This window comes from Niallia sp. Kr1, assembly GCF_050389805.1.
Taxonomy (GTDB): domain Bacteria; phylum Bacillota; class Bacilli; order Bacillales; family Cytobacillaceae; genus Bacillus_BD.
Genome location: NZ_CP130945.1, coordinates 855,807 through 873,405, shown reverse-complemented (window position 1 = coordinate 873,405; position 17,599 = coordinate 855,807). Strand labels below are relative to the sequence as shown.

Annotated in this window: 19 protein-coding genes; 5 read left to right on the top strand and 14 right to left on the bottom strand. The window is 36.0% G+C overall.

The window, feature by feature from the left end; genetic code table 11:
- Positions 1–224: 224 nt before the first annotated feature.
- From hpf to Q5760_RS04220, 6 genes are all read right to left on the bottom strand, one after another.
- Positions 225–779: a ribosome hibernation-promoting factor, HPF/YfiA family gene (gene hpf / locus Q5760_RS04245; protein WP_428911004.1), complete on the bottom strand. Its 555-nt coding sequence runs from the start codon at positions 777–779 to the stop codon at positions 225–227.
- A 238-nt stretch (positions 780–1,017) separates the two neighbouring features.
- Positions 1,018–1,368, bottom strand: a complete 351-nt coding sequence (locus tag Q5760_RS04240) for a flagellar protein FliT (protein ID WP_428911003.1) — start codon at positions 1,366–1,368, stop codon at positions 1,018–1,020.
- A complete protein-coding gene (gene fliS / locus Q5760_RS04235) occupies positions 1,365–1,766 on the bottom strand; it encodes a flagellar export chaperone FliS (RefSeq protein ID WP_428911002.1) in 402 nt (133 codons plus the stop codon). Before fliS ends, Q5760_RS04240 begins: the two co-directional genes overlap by 4 nt.
- Before the next feature lie 39 nt (positions 1,767–1,805).
- Positions 1,806–3,899, bottom strand: a complete 2,094-nt coding sequence (gene fliD, locus Q5760_RS04230) for a flagellar filament capping protein FliD (RefSeq protein WP_428911001.1) — start codon at positions 3,897–3,899, stop codon at positions 1,806–1,808.
- Positions 3,900–3,914: 15 nt separating this feature from the next.
- Positions 3,915–4,277, bottom strand: a complete 363-nt coding sequence (flaG, locus tag Q5760_RS04225) for a flagellar protein FlaG (RefSeq protein WP_428911000.1) — start codon at positions 4,275–4,277, stop codon at positions 3,915–3,917.
- A 113-nt stretch (positions 4,278–4,390) separates the two neighbouring features.
- A complete protein-coding gene (locus tag Q5760_RS04220; protein ID WP_428910999.1) occupies positions 4,391–5,593 on the bottom strand; it encodes a CynX/NimT family MFS transporter in 1,203 nt (400 codons plus the stop codon).
- 412 nt (positions 5,594–6,005) lie between these two features.
- Here Q5760_RS04220 and pplA point away from each other — a divergent pair, with 412 nt between their 5' ends.
- The gene (gene pplA, locus Q5760_RS04215; RefSeq protein WP_428910998.1) at positions 6,006–6,962 is read left to right on the top strand and encodes an extracellular electron transfer flavoprotein PplA; all 957 of its coding nucleotides are present in this window, start codon (positions 6,006–6,008) and stop codon (positions 6,960–6,962) included.
- A gap of 47 nt (positions 6,963–7,009) precedes the next feature.
- Here pplA and Q5760_RS04210 read toward each other — a convergent pair whose 3' ends face one another.
- On the bottom strand, positions 7,010–7,897 hold the full coding sequence (locus Q5760_RS04210) for a hypothetical protein (protein ID WP_428910997.1): 888 nt from the start codon (positions 7,895–7,897) through the stop codon (positions 7,010–7,012).
- Positions 7,898–8,010: 113 nt separating this feature from the next.
- Between Q5760_RS04210 and glsA the strand changes: the two genes are divergently transcribed.
- Both glsA and Q5760_RS04200 read left to right on the top strand, forming a co-directional pair.
- Positions 8,011–8,940: a glutaminase A gene (gene glsA / locus Q5760_RS04205; RefSeq protein WP_428912491.1), complete on the top strand. Its 930-nt coding sequence runs from the start codon at positions 8,011–8,013 to the stop codon at positions 8,938–8,940.
- A 240-nt stretch (positions 8,941–9,180) separates the two neighbouring features.
- Positions 9,181–9,411: a Spo0E family sporulation regulatory protein-aspartic acid phosphatase gene (locus Q5760_RS04200; RefSeq protein ID WP_428910996.1), complete on the top strand. Its 231-nt coding sequence runs from the start codon at positions 9,181–9,183 to the stop codon at positions 9,409–9,411.
- A gap of 297 nt (positions 9,412–9,708) precedes the next feature.
- Here Q5760_RS04200 and Q5760_RS04195 read toward each other — a convergent pair whose 3' ends face one another.
- Positions 9,709–10,557 carry a hypothetical protein gene (locus Q5760_RS04195; RefSeq protein ID WP_428910995.1) on the bottom strand — a complete coding sequence of 283 codons (849 nt, stop codon included), beginning with the start codon at positions 10,555–10,557 and terminating at the stop codon, positions 9,709–9,711.
- Positions 10,547–11,473, bottom strand: coding sequence for a WD40/YVTN/BNR-like repeat-containing protein (locus Q5760_RS04190; protein ID WP_428910994.1), 927 nt, complete (start codon positions 11,471–11,473; stop codon positions 10,547–10,549). Before Q5760_RS04190 ends, Q5760_RS04195 begins: the two co-directional genes overlap by 11 nt.
- Before the next feature lie 339 nt (positions 11,474–11,812).
- Here Q5760_RS04190 and Q5760_RS04185 point away from each other — a divergent pair, with 339 nt between their 5' ends.
- Both Q5760_RS04185 and Q5760_RS04180 read left to right on the top strand, forming a co-directional pair.
- Positions 11,813–12,031, top strand: a complete 219-nt coding sequence (locus Q5760_RS04185) for a hypothetical protein (RefSeq protein ID WP_428910993.1) — start codon at positions 11,813–11,815, stop codon at positions 12,029–12,031.
- Positions 12,032–12,080: 49 nt separating this feature from the next.
- Entirely contained in the window at positions 12,081–12,197 is a 117-nt protein-coding gene (locus Q5760_RS04180; RefSeq protein ID WP_428910992.1) for a YqzL family protein, read from the top strand.
- A 152-nt stretch (positions 12,198–12,349) separates the two neighbouring features.
- Here Q5760_RS04180 and rlmD read toward each other — a convergent pair whose 3' ends face one another.
- From rlmD to Q5760_RS04155, 5 genes are all read right to left on the bottom strand, one after another.
- Positions 12,350–13,732: a 23S rRNA (uracil(1939)-C(5))-methyltransferase RlmD gene (gene rlmD, locus Q5760_RS04175; protein ID WP_428910991.1), complete on the bottom strand. Its 1,383-nt coding sequence runs from the start codon at positions 13,730–13,732 to the stop codon at positions 12,350–12,352.
- Between the two features lie 3 nt (positions 13,733–13,735).
- Positions 13,736–14,539 (bottom strand): DNA-3-methyladenine glycosylase family protein, encoded by an 804-nt coding sequence (locus tag Q5760_RS04170; RefSeq protein WP_428912490.1) that lies wholly within the window; start codon positions 14,537–14,539, stop codon positions 13,736–13,738.
- A 198-nt stretch (positions 14,540–14,737) separates the two neighbouring features.
- Complete coding sequence (gene pdaA / locus Q5760_RS04165; protein WP_428910990.1) at positions 14,738–15,562, bottom strand: delta-lactam-biosynthetic de-N-acetylase; 825 nt, start codon at positions 15,560–15,562, stop codon at positions 14,738–14,740.
- A gap of 97 nt (positions 15,563–15,659) precedes the next feature.
- Positions 15,660–15,842 carry a hypothetical protein gene (locus Q5760_RS04160; RefSeq protein ID WP_428910989.1) on the bottom strand — a complete coding sequence of 61 codons (183 nt, stop codon included), beginning with the start codon at positions 15,840–15,842 and terminating at the stop codon, positions 15,660–15,662.
- A 53-nt stretch (positions 15,843–15,895) separates the two neighbouring features.
- Positions 15,896–17,446, bottom strand: coding sequence for a fumarate hydratase (locus Q5760_RS04155; protein ID WP_428910988.1), 1,551 nt, complete (start codon positions 17,444–17,446; stop codon positions 15,896–15,898).
- Positions 17,447–17,599 lie beyond the last annotated feature (153 nt).

The window sequence follows — 17,599 nt, the reverse complement described above, 5'->3', positions numbered from 1 at the left end:
ATGAAAAAAGATTCGCTCATTTTGCTACATACCCTTATCGGGCAAAAGACAATTTTCCTTTATAATCATAACACTTCCACAAATCAGTGACAACTTGTTAGTTAAGTGGGTATAAAGAGTGGAGTGATTTATTGATGAGGTTAAACGGTTACAGTAAGATTGTTAAAAAGATACTAAAAACGCAGCCCCTTTTAATAAGAGCTGCGTCCTTTTTATTTCAGTATTTATTGTGCTTCAATTAGACCGTAACGTCCATCTTTACGCTTATAAACAACGTTTGTACGGTTTGTTTCAGCATTTGTGAAAACATAGAAGCTGTGTCCAAGCATATTCATTTGTAAAATAGCTTCTTCACTATCCATCGGTTTTAAGTCAAAGCTTTTTTGACGAACGACTTCTAAATCGTTTTCCTCTTCAACAGGTTCACCTGGTATGTCCGCTACATTATTAACAAATAGTTCATTAATTCCGCCTTTTTCACGAGCCTTACGGTTTACCTTTGTCTTATATTTTCGAATTTGACGTTCTAATTTATCAGTAATTAAATCAATGGCTGCATACATATCATTATTTACTTCCTCAGCACGTAATACTAAATGTGGCATTGGAATTGTTACTTCAACTTTAGCCCTTTTATCATTGTATGTTTTTAAATTTACATTGACGCTTGAATCAGGCGTTTCGGTAAAATAACGGTTTAACTTACTGATCTTTTTCTCAACATATTCTCTAATTGCTGGAGTTACCTCAATGTTTTCACCACGAATGTTGTAGTTCATAAGTGAACTCCTCCTTTTCTTTATTCAAACGGGATAAAAAGGATTAGATGAAGGTAATCCACCTTACCAATGGTGCAGCCTTATAAAATCCCGTTGTTTAACTTAAAAGCTTATAAGAATATATTTCTATTTTACCCTGGAAAACTCCTGCTAAATCATCAAAATTTTTCAAAATATGTCGAATTATTGACAATTATAAAGAGAGTTTATTTGCAGGGCCTTCTTTTTCCATGCTCTATTATTTCCTTTTATCATAAAATATACCATCTATTGTAGATAATGATTCATAAGGGTTGTTGTATTTCGCAGCTGATTTTTCCTGTTTTTTCAAGTTGTGCAAATCAAGTTGAATGGCTAGTTTTTCTTTAACTAGTAGGGCGTTTACCTTTTGATTCATTTCAATCAGTTTTTTTCCTAGTTCTTGATCCTCTTGAGAAAAAGGGGGTTCCATTTTATCCATGAAACCCTCTCTAAGTTCTAATAATGTTTGGATTTTGTTTATTTTTTGATCACGATTTTTATTGGTATCCTTTTCTAGTAACGTGAGTAATTCCACCGTCACTTGATAAAAATCCTTTACTGTACTCAAGCTTGTCCACCTTCAGCAAATTGTTTCTGGCGATTAAGTTGGATCACTTGCTTCCACGTATCACGGAACTCTGTTACCAATTCTTCCACTTCATCTAAAATAGCAGGATCATTCTTCGTATTTGCTTCAATTAAACGACGAAGCATATAGTCATACAAAGTCATCATATTTTGGGAAACAGGGATATCCATGTTTAAGGTAACCATAAACTCTTGAATAATTTTCTGCGCTTTAATTAAGTTTGTATTTTTCTCTTCTATATTCTTCTCTTGTATTGCTTTCTTAGCCATTTTTATAAATTTTAAGCAACCGTTATAAAGCATGAGCGTCAAATCTCCAGGTGATGCTGTGTTAACGGAGTTTTGCTGATAGGATTGATAAGGATTGGTAATTGCCATTGAATTTCTCCCTTTCTATAAAACCATATATATTACACTTTAGAAATTAAACATATTATTCATAATATAGGCTGACTGTTGGTTGGCTTGTTGGATCGCCTTTTCCATAGCGGTAAATTGTCTGTAGTATCGATCTTCCAGCTGAATCATCCGATCTTCAAAACGGTCGATTTGATTTTCCAAGTTTTTAAGTTGTCGTCCAATCGTAAATTGAGCACTGGTTGAGAAGCTTTTACCAGCCTTTTCTGTTATTATATCCATCGTTCTTCCAACCGTATCATAAAGCCGTTGAGCAATTCCTCTTTGTCCATTGGTTGTTCCTGTCGCGTTAAATAACTTTTCGACAGATAAGGGATCTTCTTCAATCGCTTTTTTAAGTTGAGCTTCATTGATCTCCAACTTCCCGCCTTCTAAATAGTTCGCGGTAGTTTTGATTCCGATTTTCGCTAACTGATTAAAAAGAGGACTGATATCCTCCGATTCAACACTACCGTAAAAATCAGTACGCATGGAACTGAGTAGGCTTGATAAAGCAGAATCCCGACGCAATAAACCACTTTTCGCCTTTTCTTCCCATTGTTCTTGCTGCTTATCTGATAAGGACTCTCGTTGTTCATCTGTAAGCGGTGCATAATCACGGAACCGTTCTTCCTGGATTTTCTTTTGGATTTTTCCAATGAGTTCATTGTACTTTTCGATAAACCCTTTTATATTTTCGAAAACGGCGTTTGAGTCGTTGTTGATGGCGATGGTGACGGGTGGTTCAGTTGCTTCAAATGTTTTATTTAATGTGAATGAAACACCGTTTATATCAAAGGTATTGGAAGTTCGATTTGTTTCTAGTCCATTAACAGTAAATATCGCATTTAACCCTTGTACCTTAGCCGCAGCATTTGGATCAAACTTTAACATACTAGTTATAAATAAGCCTGAAAATGTTGTATCTGTTTTATTTGGATCATTATTAAAATCACCAGTTTCATTACGAGTCATCGTCATCTGTCCAGTAACTGAATCATAGAACATATTGACTCCAACACTAGATGAATTCACTTGATTAATAACAGAATTAAGTGAATCACTTGCCGATACTAGAAAAGTATCATGACGGTCACCTTTTGATGTATCGGTATCAATCGAAAACGTTGTATATTTATGGTCATAGGTGACTTCAAAAGACATAGTTGTTTTAGAGTCTTTTTCTGGTCTCTCTAGGTTTTCATCTAAACTTATTTCCCCTGTAGCCTTGTTTAAAGTACCGTACGACTTTCCAGATCCGTCAGTTATTAAAAATAAGTTATTACCTAAATCATTTAGATTTAAATTAATTGGTTCTTCCTTTACTCCATCAATTGTCTTAATAAATTTAATGCCAACACTGTCGATTGCACCTTTGTTTAACTTTAATGTGTCCCCAGTGGTTGGTATATTAAGAGTATCAGTCCGTTCATTGGCAATATAATCAACCTTTACAACGCTATCTTTATTAAGAGTTTTACCAAAAGTAAGATTTCCACTTTGGTCTATTAGAACTTCTTTTTCTCCTAATGTTTTCGTTGCATCAGTGACAACCTTATAGCCAACTCCATTGACTTTCACACTCCAAGTACCTTGGGTGTTTGCTTTTATATTACTTAGTTCTGTTTCAACAGTATTTCCTCCATTTTTTACAGAGATAGACTTACTCATTACTGCTCCTGTTGTCTGCCATGCAAATCCTGTCGAATCTAACTTAGCTTGTTGATCAAACATGCTCTTATTTGGATCAAAGGAAGAATCATTATAAATACTACCACTGTTTACTAATGTCTCAGCTGATGCCAACTGTGTAACACTAGAAATCGAAAACGACGATAGCGCCGCCGCACTCGAAGCAGTCGCCGTTACCCTTGAATCGTCCGTCGTGGTTGTTGTACGTGTTCGATATCTTGTTGTTAATTTCATTTGTGTGAGTTCGCTTCGGAAATCAAGTAGAAGCGTGTTCATCTCACGATAATCATCACGTTGCCATTCCATGACTTGCTTTTCTTGCTTGAGTTTATCAAGCGGCATTCTTTTTATTTTCATCATATCTGAAACGATGGAGTCAATATCCATTCCACTCGCCAGACCGCTAATTCTTAGATTTGCCACTTCGGTTCACCTACCTTAAATCTTCTTATCGACCAACAATCCCACAAACTCCATCATATTTGCATACGTATCTAATAGCTTCTTAGATGGAATTTCCTTAATAACCTCTTGTGTTTTGTCGTCAACTACAGTGACATAGTAATCATTTAATTTATCATGAAGAACAAACTTAATCGAAGTGTTGACAGGGTTTAAAAAGTCATTCATCCCCTTAACAACTTCCTCCATCTTTTCCTTATCTACCTCATAGGAATTTCTAGACTGTTGTTGATCAGGCTTTGTTAGGGCTTCCTCAGACTCTCTCGCCGGAGTGACTTTTTCTACTGCTGTTACTTTTGCAAGATGGTTAAAATTTTGATTATGAACTCGCTCTATCATTATCAAACACGTCCTTTATGCAAATGTCTGCCTACTCTTTGTATCGACAGAAATATCAATATTTTAATAGTCATTTTGCATAAAAAAACGGCAAGCTTCTGCTCACCGTTGATTTAAACATATTGATCCCGTCCTGCCCAAAATCCAAAAACGATATTAATCATACCGACAATCATCATTGTAATAATCGGTACTGTCCATGTATGTGTAAAGTCATAAATCAAGCCAATTGCAATTGGACCGATTGCTGCCAAAACATATCCAACAGACTGGGCCATTCCTGATAAATCAGCTGCCTGTGTAGCAGTCTGACTGCGAAGACCCACGAGAGCCAAGGCCAGAGGGAAGGTTCCACCGAGACCGATCCCAATAAAAATAATACTAATGATCATTGCAACATCATTTGTTCCAAATAACAACAATGCACTAAAACCAGAAACCGTCGATAAACCCAGAACTGCAGCAAGTCCTTTTTGATTACGCAAGCGACCTGCAAGGACTGGAGCAATAAATCCAGCGGGTAACCCAATTAACTGAGTAAAAGAAAGCAGCCATCCAGCAGTTGTTATATTTGCGCCCAAACTTTGTAGAATTTCTGGTAGCCATGTAATCGTGACGTAAAACATTAAAGATTGACAACCCATGAAGAAGGCAATTTGCCAAGCAAGCGGTGAACGCCAAATCAATTTTTCACTTTTTGTTACAGCTTTTCTTTCAATTGCCTGGCTTTTCGACTTTTTCGTTAAATATATCCAAAGGATGATCGCAAAAACGACTGGAATCCCCCAAACAAATAGTGCGATTTGCCAACCAAGATTCAGTCCACTTGTTAATGGGACACTTATTCCTGAAGCGATCGAAGCCATAATTGACATAGCTGTGGAGTATACGCTCGTCATAAGACCAAATTTTAATGGATACTTATCTTTAATGACAACAGGTAATATAACATTACAAATGGCAATTCCACTGCCAATTAAAAAGGTACCGAAGAAAAGTAAAAAGGTAATGGCAATTGTACGGATCCCGATACCTGTAAGAATCAAGACCAACCCGAATAATAACGTTTTTTCATTTGTTAACCGATGAGCTAATTTCGGTGCAATAGGTGAGATCACAGCAAATGCAATTAATGGCAAACTCGTTAATAAACTAACACTCCAATACGCTAAACCTAGATCTTCTTGAATTAGGCTAACTACTGGGCCGATTGATGTAATCGCGGGTCTTAAATTAAAGGCTACAAAGATAATCCCTGCAATAAATAAATATGTATATAATGGTTTTGCTTTCACCATTGAACTTTGCGACAACACACTATCCCCTTTCAGAAAAAACCTCTTCTACTATAGCACATCGAATTTACTTTTTATAGAAAAACAGAAGCAGGGTGACAGGCACCTTCCAGAAACTGGAAGTCATCTTAATTGTGTTAATATTGTTAAAAATTAATAGACAAATTGTGTAGTTTATGTGTGTATCTATTGAACAAAGTTAAATTTAAAGGATAAATCTACCGTTTTTAATTGAAAATTTATAAGTAAATATCTATAGTTCAGCATCTCTATTTTTTCTCTTTATTCCCCTTTCCAATATTTGGGTGATATTCCTCACTGATGTAAACTCCCAAAAAGGGCTACTATTATAATAGTTAATAATGTGAAATTCATCACATTATTAATTTTTTATCAAACAAAAACAAACAACAACAGAAAGGATTGAGACAAAATGAAATTTGGTAAAAAAACAATGACAGTATCAATTGCCGTATCCTTAGCACTATTTTTAGGTGCATGTGGAAACGAAACGGAAACAGCTACCGAAGAAGTAAAAGAAGAAACAACTCAAACTGCTTCACAAGAAAAACCAGAAGCTCAAACTGAGGAAAAAACAGAAACAACGGAAACAGTTGCCATTCCAGGTCTTATTGCTGGAACCCCAATGAAAGATGGTACATATACATTAACAGAGAAAGAATATAAAAACGGATACAAGGTTAACTTTGAAATAAAAGTAAAAGACGGCAAAATCATTGAGTCCAATTATGATAATGTGAATGAAGAGGGCAAATCAAAAATGGAAGATGATGAGTACCAAAAAAATATGTCTGAAAAAACAGGCACAGGTCCTAAAGAATTCATCCCAGCATTTAACGAACAATTACTCGAAAAACAAAATGCAGGAGATCTAGAAGTTGTAACTGGTGCTACTCATTCTTTTGATAGTTTCATGAACTATACTCAGCAATTAATCCAGGCTGCTCAAAAAGGTGATACAACTCCAATCGAAATTGATAGTCAAGCCCCATTAAATGACGGTGAATATTCACTCACTGAAAAAAATGAGAAAAATGGATATAAGGTAAGCTTTACCATGACCGTAAAAGACGGCAAGATTACTGAGTCTAATTATGATAATATCAATGAAGCGGGTAAATCAAAGGTCGAAGATGAAGAATACCAAAAAAATATGTCTGATAAAACAGGAACAGGTCCTAAAGAGTTTATTCCAGCATTAAACGCAAACTTTGTTAAAGCACAAAGTGCGGGAGATGTTGAAGTAGTCACAGGTGCCACTCATTCTTGGCACACATTTAAAATTTATGCTGGTCAATTAATCAATGCCGCACAAAAAGGTGATACAACTCCAATTGAAGTAGATAACTTTATTTTTGAGAAAAAATAAGCATGTAACGGTGAAGCACCTTCCATTTTGGGGGGTGCTTCAATTTTTCATAAATAACATAAAATTGATTTTTCAATCCAATACATAAATTGAGTTTGAGGACTCTGCTTTTCGTATTCTTTCATTTTTAAATACAACTGGATTCCATCTGACACATCGTGCCATAGATCGGTAAAGACGAAATCAAATGTGCCTGGATTCATGTGATTTTTTGCAAATTCAAAAGCATCCGCCTTGATCACCTTAATCTTTTTACGATTTGAAAATTGCGGCAGGATATATTGATTAAATAACTGGATCACATCATCATTAATCTCGACAACCGTAACACTGTCAACGGCTTCCTTTTCTGAAACCATATAAGCATAGTACCCCATTCCAAGCCCAAAGGTTAGTACATGACCATGAGCCCGTTCAACTGCTTCTTTCATGGTTTCAATTTCATTCGGGGTAATTGTCATCCAGATTCGATTATTTTCTAAAATAGCTGGATATTCAAATTCCTCATCAAAAAATCCGATTTGTGGGATTTGTCTTCCCTCACTATTTTGAATAATGTCATCACACACAAACCCTTCATAAGGCATATATGTTTCATATTTTAATTCGCAGTTTCCTATTTTAACGGCTGGTACCCGAATGTTTTTATAATAAGGGTTGTTTTCATATTGATTTTTATTTAATTGATGGAACATATTCTTGAAATATTGGTTGAAGAATTCCTTATCCTTCCTGTTTTCCACAATATCAAGTCCAAAAGTAGCTGCTAAAATGACAGCAAAAGCATATTCCTTAGATACCCCATATTGAACTAAATCATCCACTTCATCCTTTTTGATAAGATCTGAAGCTTCATTCAAATAACGACTTAATAAAGCAAATAATTTATAATTATCTTCTTGTACTTCATGTTTCACCATTTCACCTATTTTCATAAACCTTATATTATGCTGTTCATTTTACCATATTTTGACGGGTGACAGGCACCTTCCAGAAACTGGAAGGTGCCTGTCACCCGTTTTGACTCATACTAATGTTGGTGATGTTAATGTTTTGTCAATCGAGTGATGAACTAAATGAGTTAGTCATTGAAGCTAAGAAGTGTGTGAAGCACGGAAAAGTTGCAGATTATATTCCTGAATTAGGGAAGGCGAATCCTAATGAATTATCAATCGCCATTTATTACCCGAATGGAAATTGTATATCTGCTGGAGATATCGAACGTAAAATTACGCTACAAAGTATTTCAAAGGTCATCAGTTTAGCGCTAGTACTCATGGATAGAGGCACTGACTATGTCTTTAAGCATGTTGGAATGGAGCCAACCGGTGACCCATTTAATTCAATCGCTCGCCTGGAAATGATGGATGTGGCGAAGCCATTGAATCCTATGATCAACGCAGGGGCATTGTCCGTAACCCATATGATTCAAGGAGAAGATGTAAAAGAGAGACTTCAGCGATTGCTTACCTTGATTCAAACAATGACAAATAACTTCGAGATTAACTATAACGAGAATGTAGCCCAATCTGAATTTGATACAGCCTATTTAAATAGATCTTTAGCTTATTTTTTAAAACAACATAGGATTATTGATGAAGATATTGAACAATTGCTCGACTTATACACCAAACAATGTGCAATTGAAATGAACTGTCTCGATTTAGCCAGAATTGGATTAGTATTTGCAATGGATGGTATAGATCCAGATAATGGCAAGCACATTCTTCCTGCTGATGTGGCTCGTATTTGCAAGACATTTATGGTCACATGTGGAATGTACAATGCCTCTGGAGAATTCGCTATCAAGATAGGCATTCCAGCTAAAAGTGGGGTTTCTGGGGGTATTATGGGAGCTGTGCCAGGGAAATTTGGAATCGGCATATTCGGACCCTCACTTGATCAGAAAGGGAATAGTATCGCAGGCATTAAATTATTAGAGTTATTATCGAAAAATTATCGACTTAGTATGTTTTAAGTTCTGCTATAAGAGTGTCGTTTCAATATACATCCTCATCTGTCATTAATAAATATTTATTCAGAATTAGAACTTTCATTTTTTTAGACGATCCTTACACCATTGTCTGACACCTGTCATGACACCATTGTCATATTTTGAGAAGTTTTGTCATATCTATTCCAATTTTGATTGAAATTTTGCATAATATTTGTTGTGTGTTTTAAACGGATATGATTAAAATTATAAGGGTGTATAATTATGCGTTTGAATTTAAATATTGATGAGTTAGAGTATCAAATTAATCGGATGAGAAAGAACTTAATTTTGATTGCATTGGAAACCGGCATAGATAGTGATGACACCCTTAGTTATAGTCAAAAGTTAGACAAGCTTATCGCCCAATATCAAAAAATACAGCTAGAAACGATCAATACCGATTCAAAACAAGCATATGACAATAACGGTTTAGCAAGTTCACATGAAAGCTAAACCGTTTTACATGATGATAAAGAATTAGGTAAAGTATCCTCCCACCACATTATAGAATGATCCACTGAGGACATAATTCGTCCAAAATTTGTTGATTGACTGACAATTAATGTTATCCCCTTTTCAGCAGCTGAAATCATTAGAATTCATTCATCATACCTATATTTTGTTATTAATGGTTTCATGATAGAAATCGATTAAAAACTCCTTTAGTATCTTTTCATAAAAACGAACCACTTTTTCCGAGAAAAATATTTAATCAATTTAACTAATACTTGATAGACCTACTGTTTACATTTACTGATTGTAAAACAGTGTATGAGGTTGATTTTCATCCATTGTCGCTTTATACAAGATGATATTGCCCGTTTTTGGTAGGGACGAATCGGATTGGACTTGATAATCTGCTCCTAGGGCGATTGTCCAAGCGGCTTTATTTCCCTTCATTAACACGACAGCAAGTGTTCCAAATTGCACCATGTTATCCCATTGAAAAGTTTCAGGGTTTCCATGATCGATTATTGTTATTCCATCCGAATTACCGATAACCTTTATATTGCTTCCTTTCCACAAACCATGTATTTCAGCGCCAACATAGTAATAAGATCTACCACCACCGCGATCACCATACGTCCCAATAAATTGATGAATGTTTTGATTCTTGTCTTTATAAGTAACTGCGGCAATATCATTCTCCAACCACTTTACTTTGAAATCACCATTTGTTTGGTAAGGCAACCTCTCTTTTGGTACAGCAAAAATACCATAATAAGATCGGTAGTAAACCGTATCACCTTGGGACCTGTTTTCTTTCATCACCAATAGATGGTTATAATCTGGAGAAATACTAATGATAGAATTGATTTCTTTGTTACTAGAAACAAGAAATATAGTATTTGCGGCAACCATAATTATTACAACAGAAGCCCCTATCCATTTTTCGTTTTTTTTGAGTTGAAGCAGGAGTAAAATGGAAGTAAACAAAAGCAAGACACAAAATAGGTTGATGATATAAAATAGTCGATGATCAATATACTCTATTCCCATCCGATTTTTTAGAAGGAAATAACCTATTTGTATAATGAATAGTCCTATTGCTCCTAAAAACAGCAGCCACCCAATCCAGCGAACCCACTTATTCTGCATTACCCGCTACCTCCTGCTGATACCCCCATGTTTTTCCATTATCCCTTGAAATAAATTTCCCTTTCACTTCTCCACCTTTATAGTCGCCGTTTGGTCCTTGGTTAAGTAATACAGCCAAATAATCGTCTTCTTGAAATGGAACTTCTGTAGCTGCAAAAATGCGCTTAAACTCCTCTGGGATCTGAAAAATAGCTTTTGTCCATGAGTTTCCACCATCTTGCGTAACGTAGAAATCAGGTTCCTCGGGATTAATGATTCCAAAAGATAAAAATCCAGTTTTATCATCAACAAACCCACCATCATAAATTAACCGAGTCACTCCTGAATTGTCCGCTTCCGACCAAGTTTGTCCACCATCATGAGTTAAAAAGACAGTTGAGTATTCTTGGGACATGGTTCTCCCTCCAGAAACAATCACATAACCGAAGTTCTTATTGAGAAAGTCAACTTTACGAAATCTTAGTGCCGCAAAGTTTTCCGTTATCACGGTTTTCTCCCATGTTTCTCCTTGATCAAAGGAATATGTTAATAAAAGTTGTTTTTGGTCCCAATCAGGTCCTTCCGTATATAAAAATGCGGCTATATCTTTAGTTAAAATATAACTATGTTCAATCAGTTCTTGTTTGTTTCCATTATATTCTCCTTCAAATAAAAGATCCTTTTTAACCGGAACGGTTACCCAAGTTTCACCATCGTCATATGTAATGTTTAATTCATCGTTTTGCAACGAATAGCCCATGTGATCGTTTACATAAATAGGCTGTAGTGGAACGGCAAGAGGGCGTTCATTCTCATTTTGCTGTATCTCAATCAATTCTTGAGTTGTTAGGGTTTTGGTTTGTTTTCCTAAAAAATACATAGCTATCATTAAGCAGAGGATCATGACACTACTTACGATTAAGATTGCTTTTTTCACTAGTACATCTCCTCAAATGGGTAAAGTTACTTCTATTATAAAACAAGGTCCGATACGAATGACATACCGAGTTCAACTCAATGTGAGCTTTTTTCGGACGCAATTTTTTACAGACAGCTAGTTTTTGCTAGGACTTTTACTAGGTTACAAAAAAATTCTTTACAGGAACCAAATAATATTGATCTTTTTTAAAATTTGTATCACGAATAATAAAATTTGGTTAAATGATTTGTAATATCATATAATTCGACATTTATTATGCTAATGTTTTTGTAATATATGTTCATAAGGTTTATGTAATTACGTATTTTATAAAACCTTAATAAGGAGGTATAGTTTATGGGTTTTTATGAAAAATTACCGACTGATCTACTTATCACTTTTTATTGCGAAATAATGAAAAAGATTGAAAAGGAAATATTGTCAAAAAATATGTACTATGAACTAGGCTTAATTATCTCGGTTGCAAATCGAAGGGGGATAAAATTGAACAAGCCAGAAGATTTTAAACAAGTGGTTAATCCAAAGATATTAAATGAATTTATTCAAACAGCATAATTCCTTAATAATTGCTCTTAAATAAAATGCCAATAACAACGACATAGATATGATTAGAAAGGGAGAAAAGGCAATGAATCAATACATTTGGAATGTATTTACAAAAACCGGTAGTGTACACATTTACTTACTTCTTAGGGAATTTGAAGAAATAGAATCTATATAATTTTCTTTGTACTACGTTCAATAACTCTTTTCTTAGTTATAAATGGAATGATACGAGAAAACCCCGGTTTTCCTATTAAGGAAAACTGGGATAAAATTGAACAAGATTGGAAATCTGAAATCGTTTATTTTAGTTATTAGATTATTTTTCGGTTACAGTTTTAACTCCAACTTTGTAACAACTTCTACATTTGAAGTCTGTGGAAACATATCAACCGGTTGAATATATTCGACCCCATACCTCTTTGATAAGACTTGAATATCTTTAGCTAAGGTTGAAGGATTGCATGATACATAAACGATTCTTTTTGGTTTTACCTTTAAAAGGGTGTTTAACAATTGTTCATCAAGTCCAGTTCTTGGGGGATCGACGATGACGACATCAGCAACCCATCCTTCTTTTGCCCATTTAGGTAACACTACTTCCGCTTTTCCAACTACGTATTTTGCATGGTTCATTCCGTGTCGTGAAGCATTCTTTTTTGCATCTTCAATTGATTCACGGATAACGTCCATGCCGCGTACTTCTGCTGCCTGATCGGCAACCCAAAGCCCAATTGTACCTACTCCGCAGTAGGCATCAACCACTTTTTCTTTACCTGTAAGTGCTGCCGCTTTTTTCGCTTCATTGTATAGCGTAACCGTTTGTTCTGGATTTAACTGAAAAAAGGTTCTTGCAGAAAGCTCAAAACTTAAATCCCCTAATGTTTCTTGAATAAAGTCATTTCCTTCTAAATTGAATGTTTCATTTCCAAAAATCAACGATGTTTTTTCACCATTGATGTTTTGCATGATTGACTTTACTTCAGGTAATCTTTTTTTAATTTCCTCTACAAACAATTCTTTTTTTGGTAGTTCCTTTTTTGCCGTAATCAAAACAATCTGCAATTCACCTGTCTGAACTCCTACTCTAGCAACAATCGTCCGAACAATCCCTTTTCTTGATTTCTCACTATAAATCGGGATTTGCAGCTTTTGAAGAATCTTTTTCACGGTTCCAACTGCTTTATTGGTTTTTGGATGTTGCACGACACATTGATCGATATTTATCAAATGATGAGAATTCATTCCGTACAAACCAGCCAAGATCTTTCCATCCTTCTGCCCTACCTGAAACTGGCTTTTGTTTCGGTAATTCCATGGATTTTCCATCCCGATCGTTTCGCGAATATCTAACCGATCTAATGGAAGTTTAGTGTGTCTTTCTAGCGATTGGATGACAATATCTCGCTTTTCTTTTAACTGCTGATCATAGTGAAGATGCTGGAGCTGACAGCCCCCGCATTCTTCGTACACAGGGCACTGTGGCTCAATTCGGAATTCCGATTTCTTACGGATCTTTTTAATCTTTGCTTCCGCAAATTTAGGATGGACCTTTGTGGCTTCAACCACAACTTCCTCACCTGGCAGTGCACCTGGAACAAATACAACCTGTTTTTTAAAATATCCGACTCCTTCCCCATTGATCCCGAGTCTTTTGATGGTTAATGGAAAGGTTTGGTTTATTTGTACTTTAGCCTTTTGATCATTTTGCATTCTTCATTTTTCTCCTTTTTCAATGCTTCTCCACAAATAAAGGGAGGCATAACTTAAATAAGGTTCCCAATCTTTTTTGTATTCTTCCATATCTGATACGCTAGGTTTATCCTTCAAATCAAAGTGTTTTTTTAATGCATTTTGGATCCCGATATCGGCAATCGGAAATAAGTTTTTACGACCTAAACCAAACATCAGAAAGTTTTGGACAGTCCACGGTCCGATACCTCGTAATTTTATCAATTCATCATGGATCTCTTGATTCGATTGATGTTTCATTTGATCAAAATCAAGTTCCCTCTTAGATACCTTTTCCGCAATCCCAATAAGATACTCAGCTTTACGACCGCTAAACTGTAATTTTCGAAGCTCGTCCACCGTCAAGTTTGCGACAATCTCAGGGGATGGATAAAACCAGACACCCTCCACTTCAAACCCATATGTTTTTACAAAGCGTTCCGTTAAACTATGCGCAAAGGCAGTATTCAATTGCTGATGGATGATACATTTTAACAAACATTGATAAGGACTAAAATCTAGCACAAGCGCTGTACCATAGTGTTCTTGGAATATCCTCTTTAGCGTCGTCTTCTGGAAATGAAGATAGATTTCCTCTAAATCCGTATCCCATTGAAAAATCTCACTTAATCTTTGGATGCCTAAATCATTTGTACCTGTAATGTCAAAAATAGGATTTTCCGTTGTTCCAACTGCACGAACGGTGGCAACATGTGGAGTTTTCTTATTATTGAGGGGAACTTTTACCGTTCTCTCTTGAAGATTAACACCATGAAGAGGATCTCTCATAAGCCGATCTAATACTGCATCAAAATGATAGGGTCCTGTAATTTGCAGTGTTTTCAAATTCATCACTTCTTACTATTTTTTCGTATTATAACATATATTACTGATTATTTTATAGGAGGATAAAACGAGTGGTTCAGTTTATTTCTAGCCTACATAGAAAAAGGGACAGTTTTATAGCTGCCCCCCTAATATGATTGATTACCCTTCTTTATTAAATAAACGCTCTAAAATCGGATCCTTATCGCTCTGCTCGCCTACTTGTAGATCATCCAGACTCTTAAACTTATAGCCATTCTTTTTCAAGTCTTTAATCACATCTTCTAAAGCATCTGCATTATCCTTTGATACGGTATGCAGAAGAATAATCGCACCTGGATGGATTCTTCCCATAATATTATCATAAGCATATTGGGCACCTTTTTGTTGATTTGTATACCAGTCAACATAGGCTAATGACCAAAAAGCATGGGTATATCCATGTTTTTTAGCAAGATCCATTGTTCTTTCACTAAAGACTCCTCGTGGGGGTCTAAGATATTTCATTTCTTTATTCCCTGTGATTTCCTCTGTTTTTTTACGTACTTTTTCTAGTTCTTCTACAACTTTTTCATCACTTACCTGTGTTAAGTCAGGATGACTCCACGAATGATTTCCAATGATATGACCCTCTTTTGCCATTCTTTCAACCAGGTCTGGCGCTGAGTCTAAATAATGTCCCGTCACGAAAAAAGTAGCTGGAACTTTTTCCTTTTTTAAAACATCGAGGATTTTATCTGTATAACCATTTTCATACCCGTTATCGAAGGTTAAATATATTTCCTTTTTATTCGGATCCCCTTTATAGAAAGCACCGTGTTTCTCTAAGATTTTATTCCATGTTTGTCCAGCATCGGGAGGAATTTCATCCTTTGCTCTCGGTATCCCCCAATGAATGGCTTGATTCGAATAGGTTTCTGCAGAGGCAAATGTTCCCGTTATAAAAAAAAGCAAACAAAGAACGATGGTTTTTTTGAAAAACTTCATTTTGAATTGACTCCTTTCTATATGTACTTATTTTAGCTTTGGAGTACAATTCAATTCGTAAATCTAATTGGCAAAAATAGGATTTGCTGCAGTCCCCTTATCGTGTTTTTAGTTGTCCGATGAAGATCCGTTGCTTCATTTTTTGATATGTTCGGTCTTCATCTGTGAAGTGCAGCCCCCTTATTTCACTTGTTCTACGATTTTGGAATTCATCCGGTGTATGAAGACCTTTTGACTTCACTAGTACCACGATTTTGGCCTTCATAGCAGTTGAAGACATAATTCAACGAAAAAATGTCCTTCATTAACCTGTAATGAAGGACATTTAAAAAGTTATTTAAAAACCGGATCTTTAAATTGAGCTAATTTTTCAAGAGAGGATTGGTCAACGTCTTTATGAAGACTGTTTCCATGGGAATCCATCGTGACAACGGCAGTAAAACCTTCTACGGTTAAATGCCACATAGCTTCTGGAATTCCAAATTGTGTTAAATCAACACCATCAACGGATTTAATACAATCTGCATAATATTGTGCTGCACCACCGATTGCGTTCAAATAAACACCGCCGTGTTCCTCTAACGCTTCTAATGTTTTGGGCCCCATACCACCTTTACCGATGACAGCACGTATCCCAAAGCGTTTCATAATATCTCCTTGATATGGCTCCTCACGAATACTGGTTGTTGGTCCTGCTGCTTTTACATGCCATTTGCCTTCATCATCTTTTAACATTACAGGACCACAGTGATAAATAATCTGTCCATTTAGGTCTACTGGGGAGTCATTTTCAGACAAATATTTATGAATTGCATCGCGTCCTGTATACATTCTTCCAGAAATTTTAACAACGTCTCCAACCTTTAATTGACGAATTTGTTCTTCGGTAATTGGCGCTTGTAATTCAACCACATTGACACTCTTTTCAGATGCTGCGGCTGTTTCCTTTTCTGCTTGTTCAACGCCAAAATCTATTTTCTCACCTTCTTGGTACATCCATTCTTTAATCGTTCCTGTTTCAACATTAACAGATACTCCTAAACGACGGAATGCCCAACAGTTATAAGCAACGGAAACAAAGAAGCTTGCTGGAATACGGTTCATGACACCCACTTTACATCCTAACAGTGTCGTTTCACCGCCGAACCCCATTGTACCAATTCCCAATTTATTGGCATTTTCCATTACATACTCTTCTAATTTACGCAGGTCTTCATTCGGATTTACATCATCAACAGAGCGGAAAAGTTGTTCTTTTGCTAAATCATATCCAGCGGAACGATCCCCGCCAATCCCGACTCCGATAAAGCCAGCGGAGCAACCTTGTCCTTGGGCTTGGTAAACAGAGTGCATAATACATTTACGAATTCCATCCAGATCACGACCAGCACGTCCTAAGCCTTCTAATTCACATGGGAGACTGTATTGAATGTTTTTATTTTCACATCCACCGCCTTTTAAAATTAAGCGGACTTCAATATCATCCTGTTCCCATTGTTCAAATTTAATAACCGGTGTGCCGCCCCCTAAATTATCTCCACTATTTTTCCCAGTTAGTGAATCTACAGAGTTTGGGCGAAGCTTCCCGTTTTTCGTAGCTTCGGCAATGGCATTATAGATCGCCTTTTTTAGTTGGATTTGATTTACGCCTACAGGAGTTTTGATTTTGAACGTTGGAAGACCTGTATCTTGACAAATAGGGGACACATTATCATCCGCCATTTTGATATTATTCGTAATCGTTCCAAGCGCCATTGCTGATCTCGTGCCCATATTTTCGTTTTCCTTAGCTGCTTTAATGGCTCTACGCACGTCTTTAGGAAGTTGTGTGGACGTTTCGACAATAAGCTCATACATACTCTCTTGAAATTTCTCAATATTCATCGGTTCTTTCTCCTCCCCATTTATGTAACCCTACTTTGTTTTTAGACTATTTAGACAGTTTTATTATACTAGCAAAATCACGATTTTAAAAGTCAAAGACATTACGATGGGCGGATGCCCTTGTACAGCTCATATATAGGAATGACTTGCGCA

Coding starts and splice junctions, on each gene's coding strand:
- hpf (WP_428911004.1), bottom strand. CDS start 779: ATGAACTACAACATTCGTGGTGAAAACATTGAGGTAACTCCAGCAATT.
- fliS (WP_428911002.1), bottom strand. CDS start 1,766: ATGGCAATTACCAATCCTTATCAATCCTATCAGCAAAACTCCGTTAAC.
- flaG (WP_428911000.1), bottom strand. CDS start 4,277: ATGATAGAGCGAGTTCATAATCAAAATTTTAACCATCTTGCAAAAGTA.
- pplA (WP_428910998.1), top strand. CDS start 6,006: ATGAAATTTGGTAAAAAAACAATGACAGTATCAATTGCCGTATCCTTA.
- Q5760_RS04210 (WP_428910997.1), bottom strand. CDS start 7,897: ATGAAAATAGGTGAAATGGTGAAACATGAAGTACAAGAAGATAATTAT.
- glsA (WP_428912491.1), top strand. CDS start 8,011: ATGTTTTGTCAATCGAGTGATGAACTAAATGAGTTAGTCATTGAAGCT.
- Q5760_RS04200 (WP_428910996.1), top strand. CDS start 9,181: ATGCGTTTGAATTTAAATATTGATGAGTTAGAGTATCAAATTAATCGG.
- Q5760_RS04195 (WP_428910995.1), bottom strand. CDS start 10,557: ATGCAGAATAAGTGGGTTCGCTGGATTGGGTGGCTGCTGTTTTTAGGA.
- Q5760_RS04185 (WP_428910993.1), top strand. CDS start 11,813: ATGGGTTTTTATGAAAAATTACCGACTGATCTACTTATCACTTTTTAT.
- Q5760_RS04180 (WP_428910992.1), top strand. CDS start 12,081: ATGATTAGAAAGGGAGAAAAGGCAATGAATCAATACATTTGGAATGTA.
- rlmD (WP_428910991.1), bottom strand. CDS start 13,732: ATGCAAAATGATCAAAAGGCTAAAGTACAAATAAACCAAACCTTTCCA.
- Q5760_RS04170 (WP_428912490.1), bottom strand. CDS start 14,539: ATGAGAGATCCTCTTCATGGTGTTAATCTTCAAGAGAGAACGGTAAAA.
- pdaA (WP_428910990.1), bottom strand. CDS start 15,562: ATGAAGTTTTTCAAAAAAACCATCGTTCTTTGTTTGCTTTTTTTTATA.
- Q5760_RS04160 (WP_428910989.1), bottom strand. CDS start 15,842: ATGTCTTCAACTGCTATGAAGGCCAAAATCGTGGTACTAGTGAAGTCA.
- Q5760_RS04155 (WP_428910988.1), bottom strand. CDS start 17,446: ATGAATATTGAGAAATTTCAAGAGAGTATGTATGAGCTTATTGTCGAA.